23 protein-coding genes are annotated in these 21914 nt (G+C 73.3%); 11 read left to right on the top strand and 12 right to left on the bottom strand.

All coding sequences use genetic code 11. The annotated features are described in order from the left end of the window. Positions 1 to 55: 55 nt before the first annotated feature. Positions 56 to 1237, top strand: a complete 1182-nt coding sequence (locus HZS56_RS15320; protein WP_216721221.1) for a YihY/virulence factor BrkB family protein — start codon at positions 56 to 58, stop codon at positions 1235 to 1237. Between the two features lie 104 nt (positions 1238 to 1341). Next, positions 1342 to 1668, top strand: coding sequence for a hypothetical protein (locus HZS56_RS15315; RefSeq protein WP_216721220.1), 327 nt, complete (start codon positions 1342 to 1344; stop codon positions 1666 to 1668). On the opposite strand, the gene HZS56_RS15310 is transcribed toward HZS56_RS15315, so the two are convergent. Further along, positions 1658 to 1972: an STAS domain-containing protein gene (locus HZS56_RS15310; RefSeq protein ID WP_216721219.1), complete on the bottom strand. Its 315-nt coding sequence runs from the start codon at positions 1970 to 1972 to the stop codon at positions 1658 to 1660. The genes HZS56_RS15315 and HZS56_RS15310 overlap by 11 nt on opposite strands. A 149-nt stretch (positions 1973 to 2121) precedes the next feature. Between HZS56_RS15310 and HZS56_RS15305 the strand changes: the two genes are divergently transcribed. Then, complete coding sequence (locus tag HZS56_RS15305) at positions 2122 to 3630, top strand: carboxylesterase/lipase family protein (protein WP_216721218.1); 1509 nt, start codon at positions 2122 to 2124, stop codon at positions 3628 to 3630. Here the strand turns inward: HZS56_RS15305 and HZS56_RS15300 are convergent. Both HZS56_RS15300 and HZS56_RS15295 read right to left on the bottom strand, forming a co-directional pair. Beyond that, on the bottom strand, positions 3584 to 3766 hold the full coding sequence (locus tag HZS56_RS15300) for a DUF397 domain-containing protein (RefSeq protein ID WP_216721217.1): 183 nt from the start codon (positions 3764 to 3766) through the stop codon (positions 3584 to 3586). The genes HZS56_RS15305 and HZS56_RS15300 overlap by 47 nt on opposite strands. Next, a complete protein-coding gene (locus tag HZS56_RS15295; protein ID WP_216721261.1) occupies positions 3763 to 4665 on the bottom strand; it encodes a helix-turn-helix domain-containing protein in 903 nt (300 codons plus the stop codon). The genes HZS56_RS15300 and HZS56_RS15295 overlap by 4 nt, the downstream gene beginning before the upstream one ends. A gap of 1 nt (position 4666) precedes the next feature. On the opposite strand from HZS56_RS15295, the gene HZS56_RS15290 reads away from it, so the two are divergent. After that, positions 4667 to 5104 carry an ATP-binding protein gene (locus tag HZS56_RS15290; RefSeq protein ID WP_216721216.1) on the top strand — a complete coding sequence of 146 codons (438 nt, stop codon included), beginning with the start codon at positions 4667 to 4669 and terminating at the stop codon, positions 5102 to 5104. Between the two features lie 7 nt (positions 5105 to 5111). On the opposite strand, the gene HZS56_RS15285 is transcribed toward HZS56_RS15290, so the two are convergent. From HZS56_RS15285 to mmuM, 8 genes are all read right to left on the bottom strand, one after another. After that, on the bottom strand, positions 5112 to 5912 hold the full coding sequence (locus HZS56_RS15285) for a GNAT family N-acetyltransferase (protein ID WP_216721215.1): 801 nt from the start codon (positions 5910 to 5912) through the stop codon (positions 5112 to 5114). A 119-nt stretch (positions 5913 to 6031) separates the two neighbouring features. Then, positions 6032 to 7387, bottom strand: coding sequence for a D-alanyl-D-alanine carboxypeptidase/D-alanyl-D-alanine endopeptidase (gene dacB / locus HZS56_RS15280; RefSeq protein ID WP_216721214.1), 1356 nt, complete (start codon positions 7385 to 7387; stop codon positions 6032 to 6034). 330 nt (positions 7388 to 7717) lie between these two features. Beyond that, complete coding sequence (locus tag HZS56_RS38730; RefSeq protein WP_216721213.1) at positions 7718 to 8293, bottom strand: hypothetical protein; 576 nt, start codon at positions 8291 to 8293, stop codon at positions 7718 to 7720. Further along, positions 8290 to 9615 carry a DUF58 domain-containing protein gene (locus HZS56_RS15270; protein ID WP_216721260.1) on the bottom strand — a complete coding sequence of 442 codons (1326 nt, stop codon included), beginning with the start codon at positions 9613 to 9615 and terminating at the stop codon, positions 8290 to 8292. The genes HZS56_RS38730 and HZS56_RS15270 overlap by 4 nt, the downstream gene beginning before the upstream one ends. A 92-nt stretch (positions 9616 to 9707) precedes the next feature. Beyond that, positions 9708 to 10706 carry an AAA family ATPase gene (locus tag HZS56_RS15265; protein WP_216721212.1) on the bottom strand — a complete coding sequence of 333 codons (999 nt, stop codon included), beginning with the start codon at positions 10704 to 10706 and terminating at the stop codon, positions 9708 to 9710. Further along, entirely contained in the window at positions 10703 to 11296 is a 594-nt protein-coding gene (locus tag HZS56_RS15260) for a hypothetical protein (protein ID WP_253914291.1), read from the bottom strand. Before HZS56_RS15260 ends, HZS56_RS15265 begins: the two co-directional genes overlap by 4 nt. Before the next feature lie 44 nt (positions 11297 to 11340). Beyond that, a complete protein-coding gene (locus tag HZS56_RS15255) occupies positions 11341 to 12282 on the bottom strand; it encodes a DUF4129 domain-containing protein (RefSeq protein WP_308408081.1) in 942 nt (313 codons plus the stop codon). A 173-nt stretch (positions 12283 to 12455) separates the two neighbouring features. Further along, a complete protein-coding gene (gene mmuM / locus HZS56_RS15250; protein ID WP_216721211.1) occupies positions 12456 to 13370 on the bottom strand; it encodes a homocysteine S-methyltransferase in 915 nt (304 codons plus the stop codon). A gap of 160 nt (positions 13371 to 13530) precedes the next feature. Between mmuM and HZS56_RS15245 the strand changes: the two genes are divergently transcribed. The 5 genes from HZS56_RS15245 (at position 13531) to HZS56_RS15225 (ending at position 17689) form a co-directional block, all read left to right on the top strand. Then, the gene (locus HZS56_RS15245; protein WP_216721210.1) at positions 13531 to 14373 is read left to right on the top strand and encodes a CPBP family intramembrane glutamic endopeptidase; all 843 of its coding nucleotides are present in this window, start codon (positions 13531 to 13533) and stop codon (positions 14371 to 14373) included. After that, a complete protein-coding gene (locus HZS56_RS15240) occupies positions 14370 to 15551 on the top strand; it encodes a sensor histidine kinase (protein WP_216721209.1) in 1182 nt (393 codons plus the stop codon). The genes HZS56_RS15245 and HZS56_RS15240 overlap by 4 nt, the downstream gene beginning before the upstream one ends. Continuing rightward, positions 15548 to 16207 (top strand): response regulator, encoded by a 660-nt coding sequence (locus tag HZS56_RS15235; protein WP_216721208.1) that lies wholly within the window; start codon positions 15548 to 15550, stop codon positions 16205 to 16207. The genes HZS56_RS15240 and HZS56_RS15235 overlap by 4 nt, the downstream gene beginning before the upstream one ends. Before the next feature lie 322 nt (positions 16208 to 16529). Continuing rightward, on the top strand, positions 16530 to 16943 hold the full coding sequence (locus HZS56_RS15230; protein ID WP_253914297.1) for a hypothetical protein: 414 nt from the start codon (positions 16530 to 16532) through the stop codon (positions 16941 to 16943). Beyond that, positions 16940 to 17689, top strand: a complete 750-nt coding sequence (locus HZS56_RS15225; RefSeq protein WP_216721207.1) for an isocitrate lyase/PEP mutase family protein — start codon at positions 16940 to 16942, stop codon at positions 17687 to 17689. Before HZS56_RS15230 ends, HZS56_RS15225 begins: the two co-directional genes overlap by 4 nt. Positions 17690 to 17945: 256 nt before the next feature. Here HZS56_RS15225 and HZS56_RS15220 read toward each other — a convergent pair whose 3' ends face one another. Beyond that, positions 17946 to 19205, bottom strand: coding sequence for an FAD-binding protein (locus tag HZS56_RS15220; protein ID WP_216721206.1), 1260 nt, complete (start codon positions 19203 to 19205; stop codon positions 17946 to 17948). 108 nt (positions 19206 to 19313) lie between these two features. Here HZS56_RS15220 and HZS56_RS15215 point away from each other — a divergent pair, with 108 nt between their 5' ends. Together HZS56_RS15215 and HZS56_RS15210 are read left to right on the top strand one after the other, a co-directional pair. Further along, positions 19314 to 20633, top strand: coding sequence for a radical SAM protein (locus HZS56_RS15215; RefSeq protein ID WP_216721205.1), 1320 nt, complete (start codon positions 19314 to 19316; stop codon positions 20631 to 20633). 194 nt (positions 20634 to 20827) lie between these two features. Next, positions 20828 to 21914 (top strand): cellulose-binding protein (locus HZS56_RS15210; RefSeq protein ID WP_253914290.1); only part of this gene is annotated, 1087 nt, incomplete at its 3' end.

Here is a 21914-nt window from a genome sequence, read left to right as displayed (position 1 = left end):
GGCCGGAGGGCATCCGCGGATGAGCGCCGCCCGCCACGGCGGATACCTTTAGCACGTGCAGCCAGCAAGTGAATCCCCCGAACTGCCGTCCGGCCGGCTCCACCGTGCCCGGGTTCTGTACCGGAATGTCTCCAAACGCAGGACCGCCTGGCTGTTGCTCAAGGACACGGTCAACTCGTGCATGGAGTACCGCATCCTCGGTCTGGCCGCCGAGGCCGCGTTCTTCACGCTGCTCTCGGTGCCGCCGCTGCTGCTGAGCCTGCTCGGACTGCTCGGCTACGTCGACTCCTGGATCGGCGCCGACACCACCGAGAGCCTGCGCAAGAACATCCTGGACGCCTCCCGCGCGGTGCTCTCCGAGAAGGGCGTCAAGCAGATCACCGAGCCGATCCTGGACGACGTGACCAAGGGCGGCCGGCCCGACGTCATCTCCATCGGCTTCCTGTTCGCCGTCTGGTCGGGCTCCCGCGCGGTGAACGTCTTCATCGACACCATCACCGTGATGTACGGTCTCGACGGCGTCCGGGGGATCGTCAAGACGCGGCTGATGGCCTTCCTGCTGTTCATCGTGGCGCTGCTGCTCGGGGCGGTCGCGCTGCCGCTGATGGTCGCCGGACCGGACGCCGTGGTGCGGGTCGTGCCGTGGTCGACGACGGTCGTGCAGGTCCTGTACTGGCCGGTCGTGATCATCCTGTCCGTGGCCTTCCTGACCACGCTCTACCACGTCTCCGTGCCGGTGCGCTCCCCGTGGATCGAGGACGTCCCCGGCGCGCTGGTCGCCCTCGCCATGTGGGTGATCGGCAGTGCGCTGCTGCGCATCTACCTCACCAACACCGTCGAGGGCCCCACCATCTACGGCTCACTCGCGGCGCCCGTCGCCGTACTGCTGTGGATCGGCGTGTCCGCGTTCGCGGTGCTCGTCGGCGCCGCGGTCAACGCGGCCATCGACCGGGTCTGGCCGGCCGCCGCCACCGCCGCCGCCCGCGAGGCCAACGAGCGGCAGCGCCAGGCCCAGGTCGCCGAGTACGTCGCCCGCTCCGCCGCCAACGGCGACAGCGACCCGGACATGCCGTCCGAGTTCCCGGAACGCTGGTCCCGCTTCCTGCCGCCCGAGGACGTCACGGCCCGCCTGCGGACCCACCCGAAGCCCACGCCGCCGCCCGCGAACCACAGCCACGCGCGCAGCCACGACGACGACGGCCACGGCCGCGGTCACGACAGGCCGGCGGACTCCTAGACCGGGCAGTTCCGTTCGGAGCAGTGGGTCGTTCCCGGGCCGGGAAGGCTCAGAAGCAGCTCAAGCCCCTTGATCGGGACCGGCGGGGCGTCGACGATGGCCGCATGTTCGGACGGAGCAAACCACTGGAACTCAACGTCCTCGTCCTGCGCGACGCCGACGTCATCGCCCACGGCATCCGCCAGGCCCTCGCCGGGGCGACGCCCGAGGAACGGCCCGGACTGGAGCGCGCCGCCGCCCTGGTCGAGCAGGCCGCCGCGGTCTCCGACGAGGAACTGCGCTCCCGCTGGGTCCACGAACGCCTCGCCGCCGCGGGCCACGAGGGCCCCGCCGACTCTGTACAGGCCATCAAGATCCTGCGCGAGTCCGCCCCCGGCCTCAGCCTGCTCTCCGCCGTCCAGCTGGCCAAGGGCGCCGCCGCTACTTCGTGAACCCCGCCACGGTGTCCAGCCCGGCCTGCCGCAGTGTGCGGTGGACGGCCGGGCGCGCGCCCCGGACCGTGAGCTGCACGGGCTCCGGGGTCCGGGTCACCGTCCGCAGCAGCGCGTAGGCGCACGACAGGTCGATGTGCTCCAGGCCGCTCATCTCCAGGGTCCAGGCCCCCGTCTTCCGCAGCCGCGGTTCGAGGAGCAGCTCCTCCAGAACGCGCAGCGCGGGGGCGTCCAGGTCCCCGGTGAAGGCCAGGACCGCGTGCCGCTCGTCGGCCTCGGCGATCCTCACGGGTGCGTCGGTCACGTCAGCCTCCTCGGTGGCACGGTCCGGGCCTGCCCCTGCGCTCCATTGTCCCTCAGCCGGGGCGACAAGGGCGGACCGGAATAGATCCGTACGCCGGGACGCTGTGACATGAGCAGTGCAGCTGTGTGGTGAAGGGCTGGTGAGGCGGGATGTCGGGCCAGACGAACCCCGTGGTGAGCACCCCCCACGGAGCCGTGCGCGGCAGGTACGAGCACGGCGTCGCCGTGTTCCGGGGGATCCCCTATGCGGCGCCCCCCTTCGGCCCGCGCCGCTTCCGCCCGCCCGTGCCGCCCGAGCCCTGGGAAGGCGTCCGCGACGCCGGCTCCTTCGGGCCCACCGCGCCAAAACCGCCGTACTCCGAGGCCTTCGCCCGCTACCTCTCCGACCCGGCGATCCCCGGCGACGACTGCCTCAACCTCAACGTCTGGACCCCCGAGCCCGGTCCCGGCGCCCGCCTGCCGGTCCTGGTCTGGCTCCACGGCGGCGCCCTGACCAGGGGGTCCTCCGCCGTACCGGTCTACGACGGCCGCACCTTCGCCCGCGACGGAGTGGTCTGCGTCTCGATCAACTACCGACTGGGTGTGGAGGGCTACGGCCTGTTCCCGGATGCCCCCGCCAACGCCGGCCTGCGCGACCAGATCGCCGCGCTCGAATGGGTGCGGGACTCGATCGCGGCCTTCGGCGGCGACCCCGGCCGCGTCACCGTCGCCGGTCAGTCCGCCGGTGCCATCAGCACCGGCGCCCTCCTCGCCTCTCCGCGGGCCCAGGGCCTGTTCCGGCGGGCCGTGCTCCAGAGCGGCGCCCCGGAGGCCTCCGACCGCGACAAGGTACGGCGCATGGTCCGCCGCATGGCCTCCCGCCTGAAGATCCCGGCCACCGCCGAGGCCTTCGCCGCCGCCGACCGCGACCAGCTGCTACGGGCGCAGGCCGAGGTGGGGCGGTTCAGCAGCCCCGTACTCGGCGGACCCGGGTTCGGCATCGTCGTCGACGGCGACGTGCTGCCCCGTGACCCGCTGGAGGCGCTCCTCGATGGCGGTACGGCACCCGGCGTCGACCTCATGATGGGCTGGACCCGGGACGAGTACCGGCTCTGGCTCGTCCCCGGCGGCCTCCTCGAACGCGTCGACCGGCTCGGCGCCGTCGCCCTCGCGGGGGCCCGCGCCCGCTGCCACTGCGGCAACGAGGTGGTCCGCGGCTACCGCGCGCTGCGCCCCGGCGCCGGGGCCGCGGAGACCGTGGGCCAGCTGGTCACCGACCACCTGCTGCGCATCCCGATGCACCGCACGGCCGACGCCCGGCCCACCGGCTCCTCGTACCTGTACGAGTTCGCCTGGCCGTCCAACCTGCCCGGCCTCGGCGCCTGCCACGCCCTGGAGCTGGGCTTCGTCTTCGACTCCGGCGACGGCCCCGACGCGCGCAGACTCGCGGGGGAGGGGGCGCCGCAGGAACTCGCCGACGCGATGCACGGGGCGTGGGTGCGGTTCGCCGAGACCGGCGACCCGGGCTGGCCCGCGTGGGACGCCACGCACCCCGTGCACGTCTTCGGCGACGGCGCCCCGCACACGGCTCACGGCCCGCTGGACGCCGAGTACGACCTGTGGAAGGCCGACGTCACCGCGCCGCGAGGAACGCGGCCCAGGCGGCTGGTGCGACGGTGACGTGGGGTGCGGCCGGGTCGGTGCTCTTGGAATCACGGATGTGGATGGCATTGGGTTCGGTGGCCACCTCTATGCAGGCGCCGCCCTCGCTGCCGCTGTAGCTGGACTTGAACCATTCAAGTGCGGTACCACTCATTGCTCTCCCAGAAGACGGTCCAACATGGCCCTCGAGTCCTCGGTGTTGAGGGCTTGCGTCCGCAGCATCGCATACTTCTGGGTCAGGATTCCCACCCCGTCGGGGTCGCCGAGCAGTTGGCTGCCACGTTGGGTTTCCATGTAGGCGAGCCGCTGGTAATCGGGGGTCTCAAGCAGGATGAATGGCCCATCAAGCCCAGCATGAGTGGTGCGCCCGAGGGGCAGGATCTGCAAGGTGACCCCGGGCACGTCGGCGTACTCGCGCAGCCTCTCCACCTGCTCGCCGTACACGTTCTGGCCGCCCAATTGGTCACGCAGTGCGGCCTCCCAGATCACAAAGCTCATCGTGGGAGGAACCTTGCGGTGGAGAATCTCCTGCCGCTCCATCCGAGCCGCCACCAGCTGCTCGATCGTGTCCTCGTCATACACAGGGACGCGGCTGCGGAAGACCGCCCGCGCGTATCCCTCGGTCTGAAGCAAGCCAGGGACAGCCAGGCCCTCGTACCACGAAATCGCGACTGATTCCCGCTCCCGATCCAGATACTCCTCCGCCCACAACGGGACCAGATCCACCTCCGGCATCCTGCTCAGCGCGACCGACAACGCCCCCTTCGTCCCGAGGAGTTCGTCGAGTTGCTCGGCGAGATCCGGCTTCAGTGGGCGTCGGCCCTGTTCGATCGATGCGATCTGCTGCTCGCCGATGACGAACTGCTCGCCCAGCGACCGCTGCGTGTGTCCCGCGGCCTGTCGGTAGAGGGCGAGCAGCGCGCCCACCATCTTCATCGCGGAGGCGTTCCTCCGTGTCGTCGTGCCCATGAGGTCGAACTCCCCACCCGTGCGCGTACGTTCACCATCGCGCACCCGTACCGACCGGCTGTACGGCCGTGCGCCCTGTTCCATCATGACCACGGAGTGTGACTGTCGTCACGTGAACAAGGAAACTTCACCCTCGTCCCCACGTGAGCGCTTCTACCGCCGTGAGCGCCGGTCCGTTCCCGCCGCGCGGGCGTTCACGCGGGACGTGCTCGCCGACTGGCGTGTGCGCGGGCGCGCGGACGACGTGGTGCTGTGCGTCAGCGAACTGGCGACCAACGCCCTGGTGCACGGCGTACCGCCCGGCCGGGGCTTCCTGCTGCGGCTGCTGCCCTGCGGTGACGGTGTCCGGGTCGAGGTCCACGACAGCGGGGGCGGCGTACCGGCCGTACCCCTGGATCCCGACGGGTCGGACGAGGGCGGGCGCGGGCTGCTGCTGGTGTCGGAGCTGGCGGACAAGTGGGGAGTGACGGAACGGGCGCCCGGCAAGGTCGTGTGGTTCGAGTGCGCCGCGTCGGCCGACTGAGGCGGCGTCAGTCCCGTAGGCCGTAGAAGCGGATCGGGGAGTTCGGGCGGAAGCCGATGCGGGGGTAGACGGGTGCGCCGGCCTGCGTCGCGTGGAGGGTGGCGCGGGTCAGGCCCGTGGCGCGCGCTCCCTCGTGCAGCGCCTTGCGGGTGACCGCCTCGCCGTAGCCCCGGCGCTGCCACTCGGGTGCGGTGGCGACGAGGGCGACGAAGAGGCGGCCCTCGGCCGGTACCGCGGTGGCGCAGGTCACCGGGACCCCGTCGCGCAGGCCGAGGTAGGCGTGTGCCTCGTGCTTGAAGAGCGCCGAGCCGACGAGTCCGTCGCGGCCCGCGTCCAGGTCGAAGCCGTAGGCGCGGGAGTTGAGGTCGGCGTAGGAGATGAGCTGGGCGTCGCAGCGGACGCGCTCGAACGTCAGGTCGGGGTGGACCGGGTCGGGGACGGGGAGGAGGTCGCCCGCCATGCCGGTCCCGGTGAACGCGAGCCGGAGTCCGGTTCGTTCGGCGGCGTCGTCCAGGCTCGCCGGAGCCGCGTCGTCCAGGAGGTCCTCGAAGAGCCAGAGGAAGCCGGGCTGCCGCTTGGTGCGCATGATGTCCGCGGCCTCGGCCAGGCGCCGTGCCGCGAGTGCCGCGTCGGGCTTCACTTCGGTCAGGGTGACGCAGTTCCAGAAGGGGAACCGGCAGTCGGCCCACCGGACGGCGATGCCCGGGAGATCACGTACGTCTGCCCCGGGGTCGCGGTCGAGGACCACGGCCCGCCAGACCGTCGCGAGCTGCTCCGTCGATTCCACCGAGTCCGCAGGTTCCTTCACCGAATCTCCTCGAGCAGTCGTGTTGCGGAATGCCGTCGGAGTGTGAACGAGCGGGAGGCGTCGAGGGGTTCACGCGCGGACGCGTGGTGACGCAGCTGTGTGTCAGGTGCGGTGGCCGGTCAGGCCCAGCAGCCGTTCACGGTCGCGGCGAGGCCGTCCATGGCGTCCTTGATGTCGGTCGGGTCGGCCGTCGAGTTGTTCTCGATGAAGGAGAAGATCCGCCAGTCGCCGTCCTCGGTCTGCGTGACACCGCTGAGGGCGATGGCACCGGTGAGGGTGCCGGTCTTGGCCTGCACCTTGCCGACGGCGCACTCGGAGTTCGGGTCGTCGAAGCGTCCCCACTCCGGGCCGAGGCTGGCCCCGGCCTCACCGGCGACCGGCAGGCCCTCCAGGATCGAGCTGAGGGCGGGGGACTCGGTGATCGAGTCGAGGAGCTGCGCGAGCGTGGCGGCCGGTATGCGGTCGTCACGGGAGAGACCACTGCCGTCGTGCATCTCGAAGTTGTCGAGCGAGATGCCGTACGAGCTGAGCACCTGGCGGACGAGGGCGGTGCCGCTCTCGAAGGTGCCCGGCTTGCCGAGCTCCACGGCGGACATCCGCAGCAGGGTCTCGGCGATGTTGTTGTCGCTCGTCTTGAGCATCGTCTTGACGATCTCCGACAGCGGCGCCGACTTGTGCTGCGCCACCGGTACGTCGGAGTCCTTCGTCGTCGCGCGGCTGACCTCGCCGTCGACGGTGATGCCCTGCTCGGCGAGCTTCTCGGCGAAGACCTTGCCGGCGTCGATCGACGTGTCGTCGACGGCGGCGCCGTCCACGACGAGCGAACGGACCGGCGTGATCTCGGTCGGGTAGTAGCCCTCGTTCCAGCCCTGGGCGAGGCTCGGGTCGGCGAACAGGCTGTCGTCGATGCGGACCTGGACGTCGGACCGGCCCGCGGCCTTGAGTCCGTCGGCGGCGGTCTTGGCCATCTCGGCGAGGTCGTCGCTCGTGAGGGTGCGGTCGCCGCCGCCGACGAGGGTGAGGGTGCCCTCGCCGTACACGGCCTTGGTGGTGAACTCGTGGTTCGCGCCCAGCAGCGTCAGGGCGGTGGTCGCCGTGGCGAGCTTGGCGTTGGAGGCCGGCATCATCGCGGTGGCGCCGTTGTGGTCCCAGAGGGCCGTGTCCGAGTCGGCGTCGAGCACCACGCCGCTGACGTCGTTGCCCAGGCGCTCGTCGGCGATGCGCTCTTCGAGGTTCTTGACCAGCTGGGCGTCGTCGGCGGCGAGGTCGTCGACCGAGATGCCCTGGGCCTGGGTGTTGCTGTTGTCGGCGGCGAACGCCGAGGTGCCGGCCAGCGTGGCGGAGGCCACGGGCACGGCCATGGCGAGCACGAGAGCCCGTCGCCCGCCGATGCGGCTCACTCTTGCCTTGCGGTGCCGACGGCGTCCGCCCGGGGTGAACGTGTTCGTGGGGGTTTCGTCTGGCATACCAGTCATAAAGTGGAATCCAAGGATCGATTACTTGGTTCTGTGGGGGTACAACAGCGGGCACGCTACCAGCCGAGATGTCCTTGACCTGGATGGACATTGCACGGTTGTGAACGTCCTGCGACGCTTTATGAACGCCTGGTGACAGAACTCCCGCTGTGTTCCTTGAAGACGCGTACTCACGGTGCCTGGTTGCGGCCCGTTCCGGGCGGGTCTGAAATGCGAAAACACGTCAGGCCCGGCTGGTAAGCCGCTTTTCCGGTGCTTTCGAGGGCACGTTCCACTGCCCTTTCGTACCGGCGGGAGCGGCCCCGGGGCTTCGGCGCCGGGTCGGCCGGCCTACCTGACGCCCCGCCACCGGGCGCGCAGCACCAGGCCACCGGCCACCGCGAGGGCCGCCACCGCGCCGGCGGCGACCACCCGCCCGAGGCCCGAGCCGGTGCCGGTCACCGGTGCCGCGGCGGCGGCCGCCACCACACCGGACCCGGCGCAGGCCGCCGCCGCCTCCGTCCACACACGGGCCGTCCCGCGCCCACGGCGCCACGGCCAGGTCTCACTCGTCATCAGGTAGGCGACCAGCAGCACCACCACCGAGGCGCCCTCCCACCAGGCCGGCTCCCCGAAGGCCGCGACCACCACGATGCTCCCCGCCAGCACGGTCGTCCGGTGGTGCTGGAGCCGGTACGACCACCGGGCGGACCGCAGCGAGGGCCGCCGGTCCGGCGCGGGCGCCGCCCACACCGCGAACGCGACCACGCAGGCGGGCACCACCGCGTCCCCCGCCGTACCCACCGCCGTCCACGGCCGCCACGCCATCACGACCGCGGCCACCGCGATCACCCGCACCGGCAGGGTGCCGACCCAGTAGCCCAGGTACTCCCGCAGCCCGACCCGTCTGTCCAGCGCCGTCGTCATCCCGCGCGCCCCCTCCCGCCGACCCGTCCCGACAGCAGCGGTGCCAGCGCCAGATCCAGTGACTCGCCCACGACGTGCCCGACCACCGGCACTCCGCTGTCCCGCAGGGCGAAGCGCATCGCGTCCCGCTCCGCACGCCACAGCCGCAGCCCCAACTCGCCCGCCTCGTCGCCCGGTTCCACCTTTGGGTCGCCGCTGGGAATCTCCACGACGACCGGGCGGCGGCCCCGCGACTGGAGGTCCCGCAGCACGTTCAGGACCCGGGCGTCGCTCAACGGCGTGAAGACGTACACGAGCGCCCCCTCCGGCAGCGCCGGCGGCGGCACCCGCTCAAGACCGGGCGCGTCGAAGCGCCGGTCCTTGCGGACGTCGAGGACGCTCTCGACGATGCGGTAGAACGCCGCGTCCCCCGTGCCCGGTGCCAGCCAGCGGGTGGTGCCCCCGGTCGAGACGACACCCACCCGGTCATGGGTGCGCAGATAGGCGCGGGCGAGCCCGGCGGCGGCCCGCACCGTCTCGTCCAGGGACGACACCCCGGTCACCGGGTCGACCACGTCGCCGAACGCGTCGATCAGCATCACCGTGTCCGCGGCCCGTTCGGCCGCGAACCGGTGCAGCTGCACGCTCCCGCGCCGCGTCGTCGACGGCCAGTGGATGCGCCGCTGCCGCTCCCCGGGCACCCAGGGCCCCACGCCGATGACCTCGACCCCCTCGCCGGCCTGCGGCGACGCGTGCTCGCCGAGCCGCTGCGGCAGCCGTGCCGGGATGGGGGTGAAGCGGGCCTGCGTCGCGCGCGGGAACACCGACACCTCGGCCGCCTCGACCCGTACGGTGCGGCGCACGGTGCCCCCGGCGTCGTACACGTCGAGGTCCACCGGGCCCAGCGACCAGCGCCCCCAGTGCAGCGCGGTGTGCCGCAGCGTCACCGAGGCGGAGCCGACGACGACCTCGTCGAGCCGCAGGCCGGGGCCGAGCGTGACGCCGGGGTCGAGGCGGACGGCGTCCCCGTCGTGGGCCACCGCGATGCGCAGGGTGACGGTGTCGCCCTCGAAGCAGCGCCCCGGTTCGACGGTCGTCGACGTCTCGACGCGGCGGGCGTACGCGCGCGGCAGCGCGAGCGCGAGCAGCACCAGCGGCGCCGCCGCGAGTGCGAACAGCCACGCGTGGCCGGTCACCAGCGCGGCGGACAGCGCGATCGCGGCGACGGTCAGCAGCCGCAGCGTCCGCTCGCCCGGGCGCGGGCCGCCGGGCGGCGGGGCGGGTGGCTGGACGGGGGAGGTGCGCCCCTCCAGGGCACGGACCACCGCGGCCGACGGCGACACCGGTGCGGGTGCCGATCCGGCTGCGGACGCGGGTGCCGGGGTCGCCCCGGGTACGGGCGTCCCGGGTGCGGGCGGTCCGGGAACGGGAGCGGTCACGACGGTACGGCGGCCGTGCGCCGCGTCGTCGGCGTGCCGACACCGCCGACTATCTCGTGCAGCACGTCGTCCGTCGACATCTCCCGCACCCACAACTCCGGCCGCAGCGACACCCGGTGGGCCAGTGCGGGCACGGCGAGGCTCTTGACGTCCTCCGGGACGACGTAGTCGCGGCCGTCCAGCACGGCGCGGGCGCGCGCGAGCTGGACCAGGGCGAGTCCGCCGCGCGGCGAGGCGCCGATGCTGATCTGCGGGTGCTCGCGGGTGGCGCCGACCAGGGCGACGGCGTACTCCAGCAGGTCGTCGTCGATCTCCACGCGCTCCACGACGGCCCGCCACGCCACGACGTCCTCCGGCCCCGCCAGCCGTTCGAGCACGGTCTCGGGCGCCGCCCGGTCGACCCGAGCCCGCAGCATCGCCAGCTCCTCCGGCGCGCTCAGATACCCCATCCGCACCCGCAGCTGGAACCGGTCGAGCTGGGCCTCGGGCAGCGAGTACGTACCCTCGTACTCCACCGGGTTGGCGGTCGCGATCACCAGGAACGGGTCGGCCAGCGGCCGGGTCTCGCCGTCCACGGTCACCTGCGACTCGGCCATCGCCTCGAGGAGCGCGGCCTGCGTCTTGGGCGGCGTCCGGTTGATCTCGTCGGCGAGCAGGAGGTGCGTGAAGACCGGGCCTGGGTGGAACACCATCTCGCCGCTGCGCTGGTCGTACAGCGGCGTTCCGGTGACGTCCGACGGCAGCAGGTCCGGCGTGAACTGGATCCGGCGGAAGTCCAGTCCGAGCGTGGTGGCGAAGGACCGGGCGAGCAGCGTCTTGCCGAGGCCCGGCAGGTCCTCGACCAGCACGTGCCCGCCGGCCAGCACGCCCAGCATCACCAGTTCGAGGGCGTCGGGCTTGCCGACCACGGCACGGCCGATCTCGCGCAGTACGGCACCGGCCTGCTCGCCGACCTGTTCGGCGGTGTGCGGCCGGGGCGTGGGGTCAGTCGTCACGTCGCTTCGTCCTTACCAGTACGAGGGTCGCCAGTACGGGAGTTGCCGGTACCGGGGATGCCGGTACGGGGGTTGCCGGTACGAGGGCTGCGGGGTGCGTTGAGCGTTTCGAGGCGGTCGACGAGGCGGCGCAGCTCCTCGACGGGGACCTCGCCGTCCGGTCCGGTCCGCGGTGTGCCGAAACCGAGCCACGGCCACAGGTCCGGGCCGATCAGCTCGGCCGCCCGCTCGGGCTGCTGGTCGAGCGAGACATGGTGGTGCTCGGCGAGTGCGGCGGCGTACAGGCGGCGCAGTTCGGGGCGGAGCACCGCGCGGTAGTAGAGGGCGCCGTCCGATCCCGTGGCGGTCCGTATGTTCCGGCGCCACTCGCCCATGCCCGGCACCCGCGTGCGCAGCAGCCACACCTCGTGCCGGTGTCCGGAGTCGAGGGCGCCCGCCCCGGCGGCGTACCGGGCGACGAGCAGGGCCACGGCGACGAGCAGGGCCACGAGGGCGCCGGCCGCCTCCGCGCCGTCGAAGAGGAGGACGAGCAGCACACCGGAGGCGGCGACCGCGCCGCCCAGCAGGCCGAGCCACAGCAGGGTGAGCATGCCTCCGCGTCCCCCGGTCGCCTTCGTCCCTTCCGCCACACCGGTCACCGTCCGGCCTCCCGCTCCTGGTCCCGCTCCTGGTCCGTCACCGGTGCCCGGTCGTCCTGCAACAGCGAGGCGATCTCCTCCAGGGCGTCCGCGGCGGCCTCCCGGTGCGAGCCGTCCATCGGGTGCGAGGAATAGCGGGCCTCACGGAACAGCGCGGCAAGGCGCGGCGCCGCCGGCCCCGGCGCGAGGCCCGCCTCGGCGGTGCGGGTGAGCAGGTCGGCGGGGCTGTCGGAGGCGTGCCGGGGTACGCCGGACGCGACGAGGGCGTCCTCCATCGCGGCGTAGCAGGCGATGACGGCGGCACGGGCGTCGGCGCCGGTGTCGGCGAGGGCGCGGCGGCCCGAGCGCACGGCGGACAGGAGCAGGCGCGCGTCCTCGTCCTCCGGCACCGTGCCGGCCGGGCCGGGAAGCCGCGGCACCCGCAGCCCGATCCGCCGCAGCCGCCGTACGACGGCCACCAGGACGAGCACGACGACGGCCGCGGCCAGCAGAGCGACCACGACGTACAACGGGAACGACGAGCCCGCACCGTCCGATTCCGGCGGCGGCACGGGCACGGAGGAGTCCGAGGGGCTGGGCACCACCGTCGAAACGTCGGGCGCCGGGACGGAGGTGGTGCTGTCGCGGTTGAACCGGTGCAGCACCACCGTCAGGACCCCGATCGCGCCCGCCGTGGCCAGCAGCAGCGGCCCGGCCGTCTCACGCAGTCGCTCCTCGACCGGCGGCAGCGACATGCGGTCGGCGCCGAAGCGGGGTCTCAGGCCCTGGACGACCAGCATGGCGCCGAGCGTCCAGGCGACGGCCGATGCGATCGCCACGACGCCCCAGTGGCCGAGCGGCCCCTGGCCCGAGTGCAGCAGCACCTCCGCGGGGCGCAGCGCGAGCGCGGCGACCGCCAGCAGCCCCACCGCACCGGCCGCGAGCACCGCTCCCGGCACCGGCCGACGCCCCGTCGGTTCACCGCGGTTCGTTTGTTCCCCGTGCCCCGGCCGATCCCCGTGGCCCGTCCGTTCCGCGTGCCCCGCCCGATCCCCGTACCCCATGCAGTCCCCCGCTGGACGCGTCTCCCCCGAACGCCTGTTCACTGCCATCTTGGCACATGCCCCAGCGGTCATTCCCGCGCCAAGGCCTCCGCAATCGACGTGATCGTCCCGGGGCCCACCCGGCAGCAACCGCCGATCAGCCGGGCCCCGCGCTCCCGCCACTCCCGTACCCGCCCGGTCGGGAACGCCGAACGCCCCTGCCAGGCGCGCTCCCGCGCGTTCCACGCCTCCCCGCTGTTGGGATAGGCCACGACGGGCTTGCCGGTGACCCGCGCGGCCGTCTCGACCGCCCCGGAAACGTCGGCGGGGGCACAGCAGTTGACGCCGACCGCGACCACCTCGTCCACGTCGGCGGCCAGGGCGAAGGCCTCCGCGAGCGGCTGCCCGGCGCGGGTGCTCCCGCCCGCGACGGTGTACGACAGCCAGGCGGGCACGCCCAGTCCGCGCACCGCCCGCAGCAGCGCCACCGCCTCCTCGGTGTCCGGGACCGTCTCCAGCGCGAGGACGTCGGGACGCGCGGCGGCCAGCACCTCCAGGCGAGGCCGGTGGAAACGCTCCAGCTCACCCGCGTCGAGCCCGTAGCGTCCCCGGTACTCCGAGCCGTCCGCGAGCATCGCCCCGTACGGGCCCGCCGACGCCGCCACCCACAGGGCGCGGTCCGGACGGTGCGCCCGCGCCCGGCGGGCCGCCTCGCGGGCCGACTCCACACTGAGCGCGAGGAGTTCGGCGGTCCGGGCCCGCCCGACGCCGCGCCGGGCGAAGCCCTCGAAGGTGGCCTGGTAGCTCGCGGTGATCGCCACCTCCGCGCCCGCCTCGAAGTAGGCGAGATGCGCCGCCGTGACCGCCTCCGGGTCCTCGGCGAGCAGCCGCGCCGACCACAGCTCGTCCCCCAGGTCGTGCCCGGCCGACTCCAGCTGGTTGGACATGCCGCCGTCCAGCACGAGCGGCCCGGAGGCGAGGGCATCGGCGAAGTCGCTGGTCATGACCGCAGGCTACGGCCTGCGTGCCCGGCTACGGGGCCTTGTCCCCCGTGCGAGCTACGGCCAGGTGTCCACCGTGAGGTGACGATCTCCGGCCGCCGGATCCGTAGCGTCCGTTGCAGCCCGCGGCACTCGAGTCCCGGGCCCGACAGAGGAGTTCCCCGTGAGATTCGTGTGGCAGTTCCTGGCCGTCCTGGCCGCCTACGCCGCAGGCGGTGCCGCCATCCAGGCGGTGCAGGACAACGACTGGCTCACCCTGGTCGTCGGTCTCACCTCGGCCGCGCTGATCGTGTTCGTGTACGCCTGGGTGGTACGGCGGACCGAACGGCGGCAGGCCCTGGACGTGGCCCCGACGGGCGCCGTGGCCAAGACCGGCTGGGGGATGCTGATCGGCGCCGGAATGTTCACGGCCGTCATGGTGAACCTCTTCACCTCCGGGCACTACGAGGTCGACGGCCTGGGCTCGGTGCAGAACGCGATCGGGCTCGTCGGCTTCATGGCCGGTGCCGCCGCGACCGAGGAAGTCGTCTACCGCGGCGTCCTCTTCCGGATCATCGAGGAGCACATCGGCACGTACACCGCGCTGCTGCTGACCGGCGTCGTGTTCGGCGCCTCGCACCTGCTGAACGAGGACGCGACCGTGTGGGGCGCCGTCGCCATCGCCGTCGAGGCCGGGTTCATGCTCGCCGCCGCCTACGCCGCCACCCGCAGCCTGTGGCTGACGATCGGCGTGCACTTCGGCTGGAACTTCGCCGCCGCCGGTGTCTTCAGCACCGTCGTCTCCGGCAACGGCGACAACAAGGGCCTGCTCGACGCCACGATGTCCGGTCCCGAACTGCTCACCGGCGGCGACTTCGGGCCGGAGGGCAGCGTGTACTCGGTGGGCTTCGGGGTGCTGCTGACGCTGGTGTTCCTGTGGCTGGCCCACCGGCGCGGCAACATCGTGCCGTTCGGCGCCCGGCGGGCGGCCCGGGCCGCCGAGGCGACCGCTACACTTCCCCGATGATCGACAGCCGACGGGCCCTGGAGCTGTGGCGCCGGCTCGACGTCGGACTGTGGCGCCGGCTCGACGTCACGGTCCGGGACCTCCCGCTCGGGGTGGCGTTCCTCGTCGCGTCGCTGCTGCCCTCGTTGCAGGGCCACGGAACGGAGTTCGGCGGCCTGCCGACCCGGCCCGCCGACGCGCTGGCCGGCGTCGCCGCCGTCCTCCAGTGCCTCCCGATCGCGCTGCGCCGCCGGTGGCCGCTGCTCTGCCTCGTACTGGTGTCGTCCGGCTTCGCCCTCGACCAGCTCCGCGGCTACCACCTGTTCGCCGGCACCATGCTGCCCATCGCCCTGCTGAGCGCCGGCATGCACCTGGAGCATCACCGGCGCGCCACCATGATCGGCGGCTCGGTGGCGTTCGTGGCCCTGTCGGCCGAGATGTACCGGCGCGGTCCCGGCGAGGCGCCCGTCGAGTTCGCCGCGTTCTACCTGACGCTGGCCCTGGTGTGGGGCATCGGTCACTGGATGCGCTCCGCCCGCGCCGCGGAGGCCGACCGCCGGCGCCGGGTCGCCGAGGACGCCCGCAACGCCGAACGCTCCCGCATCGCCCGCGAGTTGCACGACGTGGTGACCCACCACGTGACGGCGATGGTCGTGCAGTCCGAGGCCGCACGCTATCTGACCGCGGCGCCCGAACGGCTCGACGAGACACTGGCGGGCGTCAGCGACACCGGCCGCCGCGCCATCACCGACCTGCGGCACCTGCTCGACCTGCTCAACCCGGACCACGGCACCGCCGAGCCCAGGACGCCACCCGTCGGCCGGGTGCTCACGCTCGTCGAACAGACCCGCCGGGCCGGGCAGCCGGTGGAGTTCACCGAGGAGGGCACCCCGGCGGCGTCGACCGGCAGCTCCGACCTCGTGGCCTACCGCGTGGTGCAGGAGGCCCTGACCAACGCGCTCAAGTACGACCACGGCGGCAAGACCTCGGTCCTGGTGCACCACGGCGAAAGGGAGATCACGGTGGAAGTCGGCACGGACGGCTCGGGCACGGGGGCGTCGTCCCCCGGCGGCAGCGGGCGGGGACTGGCGGGGCTGAAGGAACGGGTCGACGTGCTGGGCGGCCAGTTCAGCGCGGGCCGCCGGGACGGGGGCGGCTTCGTCGTCCGGGCGCGGATACCCGGGGGGAACGTCTCATGAGTGCGCCGGTCCGGGTCCTGATCGTCGACGACCAGGTGATGATCCGCGCCGGTCTCGCCACGATCGTCGACGCCCAGCCCGACCTGGAGGTGGCGGGCCAGTGCGGGGACGGGCAGGCCGCGGTGGACCTGGCCGGCGAGGTGAAGCCCGACGTCGTGGTGATGGACGTACGCATGCCCGTGCTCGACGGCATCGCGGCCACCCGGCTGCTGGCCGGGGAGGGTGTGGAGCACCCCGTCAAGGTGCTCGTGGTGACGACGTTCAACCTCGACGAGTACGTGTACGAGGCGCTGCGCGCGGGCGCGAGCGGGTTCCTGCTCAAGGACGCGCCGCCGGACCGGCTGCTGCACGGCATCCGCACCGTGGCCATGGGCCAGGCCCTGCTCGACCCCGACGTGACGCGCCGCCTCGTCGGCCGGTACGCCGCCCGGATCCGGCCCGCCGAGGGCGCGGCGCGGGAGATCCCGCTGACGCCCCGCGAGACGGAGGTGCTGCGCCTGATCGCGGAGGGCCTGTCCAACGGTGAGATCGCCGCGGAGCTGGTGATCAGCCCGGAGACGGTCAAGACCTTCGTCTCCCGCATCCTGACCAAGCTCGACCTGCGCGACCGCGTCCAGGCGGTCGTCTACGCCTACCGCCACGGACTGGTGACCTGACGCGTCGCGCGACCGCGAGCGCGACATCACGGGCACGAGCGCGCGAGCACGAGCACGAGCCGAGTACGGCTCGGCCACCCGCACCTCCTGCGGCGGCCGTGGTGGGGAGGTGGGCATCGGGGCCCCGCATCCGCATCCGCCGGGGACACTTCGGCCGTCGCCGAAGGAACCGGCGCCTAGCGTTCGGGACATGAGCAACGGTACGAAAACCGCCCCGGGGTCCGGGGTTCCCGCGTCCTCCCTCCCCGCGTCCCCCGGCGCCGCGCCTTCCGTCTCCGTGTCCTCCGGCGTCGCGGTGGGGCCCGGCGACGCCGTCACCGGCATGGTCGAGCACGTCCTGCGCCTTGCCGCCACCTGGACCCGCTGGGACGGGCGGCCCGTCCACGTCGACGACCGCGTGTACACCCCGCACAAGGCGGTCCGGCGCGTCGCCGACCACATGGTGGACCATCTCGCCGAGCTGGAGGCCCGGTTGGCCGGCCGGGAGACGCAGCCCGACCACTGGCACGCCTCCGCGACCACCACCGCGGCCGACCGCGCCCCCTTCACCGCCGAGGACCTCGACGAGGCCCGCAGCCGCCTCACCCGGCTCGCCCGCATCTGGGCCGACCGCCTCGCCGCGCTCACCGGCGAACAGCTCGACCACTCGCCCGGTGACGGCTGGACCTTCCGTGAACTCGCCCTGCACGTGACCGAGTCCGCGTACTACGCCGACGCGGTCGGTGACCTGTCGTGACCGCCTTCGCCGACCTGCACCGTGCCGGCCTGCCCCTGCTCCTGCCGTGCGCCTGGGACCACGCCTCCGCGTCGGCCCTGGCGGGCCAGGGCTTCGGCGCCGTCGGCACCACCAGCCTGGGCGTCGCCGCGGCGGCCGGGCTGCCCGACGGGGCCTCGGCGACCCGCGACGAGACCCTCCGCCTGGCCCTCACCCTCGGCTCGGCCCCCTTCCTGCTCTCCGTCGACGCGGAGGGCGGTTTCAGCGACGACCCCGACGAGGTGGGGGAGTTCGCCCGGGAACTGGCGGCGGTGGGGGCGGTCGGGATCAACCTCGAGGACGGGACGGGACCCGCCGACCGGCACGCCGCGAAGATCGCCGCGGTCCGTTCGGCCGCCCCGGGTCTGTTCGTCAACGCCCGCACCGACACGTACTGGTCGGGCGACGGCGACACCGCGGAGACGATGCGGCGCCTGGAGGCCTACCGCGAGGCCGGCGCCGACGGCCTCTTCGTCCCCGGACTCACCGACCCCGCCCGCATCGGTTACCTGGCCGCCCGTTTCGACGTGCCCCTCAACGTCCTGTACTCACCCGGGGGCCCCGCCCTCGCCCACCTCGCCGACCTGGGCGTGCGCCGGGTCAGCCTGGGCTCGCTGCTCTACCGCAGGGCACTGGGCGCCGCCCTGGAGACGGTGGCCGACATCCGGTCGGGCCGCACTCCGGGCGGTACGGCGCCCACGTACGGGGAGGTCGCGGCGCTGACCTGACCTGGTGCCGGGCCGGCGCGGAGACGGTCACGCTCTCGACCCCGGCCTGTCGGCGAGGTCGGCGGCGGCCGCGACGACGCGGCCGGTCGTGAGACCCACTCGGGGCACGGGCCACCTTCCTGCCGCTGCCCGGAGGCTGTGCAGCTACCGCCTAGAGGTCCTGGGTTTTCAGGCTGGGGCAGAGAGCGCGACGGCCCCGGACCACCTCCGCCCGCGGGTCCTTCGAGGGCTGGCTTCTGCCGGGACGAACCGTCCGTCACTCCTCGCCCAGCACCTCCCGCACGAACGCGTTGGTGAACTTGCCCGCCGGGTCGAGCGCCGCGGCCAGCGACCGGAAGTCCGCCAGCCGCGGGTAGAGCGCGCCCAGTTCCCGGGCCGGGGTGGTGAACACCTTCCCCCAGTGGGGGCGGGCCGCGAACGGCGCGAGCGCCTCCTCCAGCCGCCGTACCACCGGCACCACCGCGGCCGTGTCCTCGACCCAGGTGAAGTGGGCCGCCACGGTGTCCCGGCCGTGGGCGGGGCTCAGCCACTGCTCGTCGGCGGCGACCGTGCGGATCTCGCAGGTCTGGAGCACCGGAGCGAGGACCTCACGTATCGCGTCCATCGCGTGCAGGGCGTCCAGGGCGTGCTCGCGGGGCATCAGGTACTCCGACTGCAGCTCGGCACCGCTGCTCGGCACGAACTCGGCACGGAAGTGCGGCAGCCGTTCGTGCCAGGGCCCCGGCACGCCGAACTGCTCCGTGCAGTTGACCGCGGGCATGCCCGGCACCGGGTGCATCTTCTCGGCGGCCGGCGCCGCGTACGGGAAGTCGGGCAGCGGCTGGTCGGTGCGCCGCTTGAGCCACACCTGCCGGAAGCCGGGCGCCCGCCAGTCGGTGAACAGGCTGACGCTGTACGCCGCCGCCGTCACGGCCGCGAACGTCACCGTGTCGAGACCGGCGAGCGGCAGTTCGGTGAAGACGTGCTGCTCGACCTCGTAGGCCGGCTCCAGGTCGAGAGTGAGCGACGTCACCACGCCCAGCGCGCCGAGGGAGGTCACCGCACCGCCGAACCGCTCGTCGCCGCGGGCGATCACCACCGTCGAGCCGTCCGCCGTGACCAGCTCCACCTCGCGCACCGCCGACGCCAGCGGACCGTTGCCCACACCCGAGCCGTGCGTGCCGGTCGCCACCGAACCGGCGACCGAGATGTGCGGCAGCGACGCCATGTTCGGCAGCGCGAGGCCCCGCGCGTGCACCCGCCGGGCCAGCTCCGCGTACCGGACACCGCCGCCGACCCGCACCGTACGGGCCGCGGTGTCGACGTCCACCTCGGACGGCAGGTCCGCCAGCGACAGCAGGACACCCCCGGGGCCCGGCTCGGCGATCTCGTTGAAGGAGTGCCCGCTGCCCAGCACCCGCACCCGGTCGCCGTCGGCCACCAGGGCCCGCAGGGCGTCCGGGGAACGCGGGCGGAGCAGCTCCTTGGCGGCGTACGTGATGTTGCCGGCCCAGTTGGTCACCGTGATCTCGCTCATACCGCGGAAACCTACCCGGCGCGCCTGGCGGGGGCCCCGCGCGGGAAGCCGCTCCCGCGGGGGCATACCGTGAGAAGTGGAACGCCGGAGCTGGGAGGAGATCACGGGATGGACAGCCGTACCGCGCTGGTCGAGGATCTGATGGAGCGGTTCCCGCACGTGCCGCGCGAGGCCGTCTTCAAGGAGGACCTCCTGCGCGGCGGCGTCGCCTTCGACGCCTCGGCGCTGAGTGACAACGAGGGCGGCGAGGTCAAGCCGAAGTCGTACTTCATCTTCTCCTTCGACCACGGCACCCTCCCCGAACTGGGCGAGGCCGCGCTGCGCCGGCCGCCCGAGGAGATCATCCTCACCGGCGGCCCCTACGACCTGCGGCGCACCGTCGTCTCGGTCCGCGTGAACCCGTCCTCGCCCTACCGGGTCGCCGCGAACGACGACGGCGTCCTCGGCCTCTACCTGGACGGGAAGCGGATCGCCGACGTCGGCGTACCGCCGATGCCGGAGTACTACCGGCACAAGCTCTCCAACGGGAAGTCGGTCATGGAGGTCGCCCCGACCATCCAGTGGGGCTACCTGATCTACCTGACCGCGTTCCGCGTCTGCCAGTACTTCGGCGCCAAGGAGGAGTGCCAGTACTGCGACATCAACCACAACTGGCGCCAGCACAAGGCGGCGGGGCGGCCGTACACGGGCGTGAAGGACGTCGACGAGGTCCTCGAGGCGCTGGAGATCATCGACAAGTACGACACCGCCAAGATCTCGACCGCGTACACGCTCACCGGCGGCGCGATCACGTCGAAGGTCCAGGGTCTCGACGAGGCCGACTTCTACGGGCGGTACGCCAAGGCCATCGAGGAGTACTTCCCGGGCCGCTGGATCGGCAAGGTCGTCGCCCAGGCGCTGCCGAAGCCCGACGTCCAGCGGTTCAAGGACTACGGCGTGCAGATCTACCACCCCAACTTCGAGGTGTGGGACGAGTACCTGTTCAAGATGTACTGCCCCGGCAAGGAGCGCTACGTCGGCCGCGACGAGTGGCACCGGCGCATCCTGGACTCGACGGAGGTCTTCGGCGCGCGCAACGTCATCCCCAACTTCGTCGCGGGCGTGGAGATGGCCGAGCCCTTCGGCTTCAAGACCGTCGACGAGGCCATCGACTCCACCACCGAGGGCCTGCGCTTCTTCATGTCCCACGGCATCACGCCCCGCTTCACCACCTGGTGCCCGGAGCCGACGACCCCGCTGGGCAAGACCAACCCCGACGGCGCGCCGCTGGAGTACCACATCCGCCTGCTCCAGGCCTACCGCCAGACCATGGAGGACTTCGGCCTCTCCTCGCCCCCCGGCTACGGCCCGCCCGGCGCCGGCAACGCGGTCTTCTCGGTCAGCTCCTTCATGGACAGCCTGCCGGCGGACGCGCCGGTGGAGGCCTGAGGCGCCGGAGGGGGGAGGGCGCACGCCCGCGCGAGGCTGGCGGACAACAGGCGTACGACGCTTGTCAGCCGGGCCGGGAACGTGTCAGGCTACGCGCTTGCCGTGAGGCCGGCCCTGCCCAACTCCGTCGATCCCTGTGGTGAGTTGGCCTCGCCCGTGGACGCAGTGGATGCAGCAGTGGATGCAGGAGTCCGATGCCCGACGCGCCGAGCCCCAAGGACGCCGCGGAAGCGGTGCTGCTCGCCGAGAGCTGGGACACGGTGCTCTCCTACGCCGACCTGTGCACGGCGGGTTCGGAGGCGGCCGTCCGGCTGGCCACCGAGGCCTTCGAGCACGGCCGGCGCGAAGTCCGCGCCGCAGAGGCGACGGCCGCGGCCCGCGGCAGCGCCCGCCATCCGTCCCGGCTGCCCCGCCTCCCGCTGCTGCTGACCGCGGTCCGTACCACCGCGGCGGCCTGGGAGGAGGCCGGGCAGGGCCACGAACTCGACGGTGACCTGCGGCGTTGGCTGCACTCCGACCGGGCCGCGCGCCACGCCGGCCCCCCGCCCGGCCGCCCGCTCGCGCTGCGCGGCCTCAGGGACATGCAGGCCGCGGACGCCGAACTGCTGTGGCTGGCCGACGTGGAGGCCCTGCCGACGACCGTGGTGGCCCGCCGGCTCGGCCTCGACCCGGCCACCGTCTCCGACGAACTCGCCCAGGTGCGCGAGCTGTTCCGGGACCGCTGCCGCCGCGGCCACGTCGACGCACCGCCGTCCGACCAGTGCCGCGCCTACGCCCGCCTCCTCGACGCGGTCACCAGGTCGCCCGCCGCCGACGTCCCCGACGACCTCTCCCAGCACCTGACCACCTGCCCCGACTGCGCCGAGGCCGCCGCCTGTCTGCGCCCGCACGGCACCGGACTGCCGGCCGCCCTCGCCTCCGGCGTGCTCGGCTGGGGCGGGCACGCCTACCTCGAACGCCGCCGCCGCGCAGCCGAGGCGCGGCTCGCCGCCGGACGCCCCGGCCCGGCCGACGAGGACGGCGCCGCCGCCGCGCCGGGCCGCACCCGCCGGGCCCGCCTGATGCGCGCGGGCCTGTTCGCCGCGGCGGTCCTGGTGTCCCTGCCGGCGCTCACCGTCTCCCTGATGCCCTTCGGGGACACCGCACAGCAGGCCACCGCCCCCACCGACACCGTGGACGGCCGCGCGGCCACCGTCCCGTCCCCGGCGGCCCCGGAGACGCGCGGGACATCCCCGGAGTCACCCCCGGCCCCCGACCCGGCCTCCACGCCCGCGTCGGCCC

It is taken from the genome of Streptomyces mayonensis, from assembly GCF_018982965.1.
In the GTDB taxonomy this organism is placed as follows: domain Bacteria; phylum Actinomycetota; class Actinomycetes; order Streptomycetales; family Streptomycetaceae; genus Streptomyces; species Streptomyces mayonensis.
The sequence above is the reverse complement of the archived record's forward strand: the minus strand, read 5'-3'. Positions and strand labels throughout refer to the sequence as shown.

Coding starts and splice junctions, on each gene's coding strand:
- HZS56_RS15305 (WP_216721218.1), top strand. CDS start 2,122: ATGTCGGGCCAGACGAACCCCGTGGTGAGCACCCCCCACGGAGCCGTG.
- HZS56_RS15315 (WP_216721220.1), top strand. CDS start 1,342: ATGTTCGGACGGAGCAAACCACTGGAACTCAACGTCCTCGTCCTGCGC.
- HZS56_RS15260 (WP_253914291.1), bottom strand. CDS start 11,296: ATGCTCACCCTGCTGTGGCTCGGCCTGCTGGGCGGCGCGGTCGCCGCC.
- HZS56_RS15295 (WP_216721261.1), bottom strand. CDS start 4,665: ATGGAACAGGGCGCACGGCCGTACAGCCGGTCGGTACGGGTGCGCGAT.
- HZS56_RS38730 (WP_216721213.1), bottom strand. CDS start 8,293: ATGACGACGGCGCTGGACAGACGGGTCGGGCTGCGGGAGTACCTGGGC.
- HZS56_RS15290 (WP_216721216.1), top strand. CDS start 4,667: ATGACCACGGAGTGTGACTGTCGTCACGTGAACAAGGAAACTTCACCC.
- mmuM (WP_216721211.1), bottom strand. CDS start 13,370: ATGACCAGCGACTTCGCCGATGCCCTCGCCTCCGGGCCGCTCGTGCTG.
- HZS56_RS15230 (WP_253914297.1), top strand. CDS start 16,530: ATGGTCGAGCACGTCCTGCGCCTTGCCGCCACCTGGACCCGCTGGGAC.
- HZS56_RS15235 (WP_216721208.1), top strand. CDS start 15,548: ATGAGTGCGCCGGTCCGGGTCCTGATCGTCGACGACCAGGTGATGATC.
- HZS56_RS15215 (WP_216721205.1), top strand. CDS start 19,314: ATGGACAGCCGTACCGCGCTGGTCGAGGATCTGATGGAGCGGTTCCCG.
- dacB (WP_216721214.1), bottom strand. CDS start 7,387: ATGACTGGTATGCCAGACGAAACCCCCACGAACACGTTCACCCCGGGC.
- HZS56_RS15240 (WP_216721209.1), top strand. CDS start 14,370: ATGATCGACAGCCGACGGGCCCTGGAGCTGTGGCGCCGGCTCGACGTC.
- HZS56_RS15300 (WP_216721217.1), bottom strand. CDS start 3,766: ATGAGTGGTACCGCACTTGAATGGTTCAAGTCCAGCTACAGCGGCAGC.
- HZS56_RS15220 (WP_216721206.1), bottom strand. CDS start 19,205: ATGAGCGAGATCACGGTGACCAACTGGGCCGGCAACATCACGTACGCC.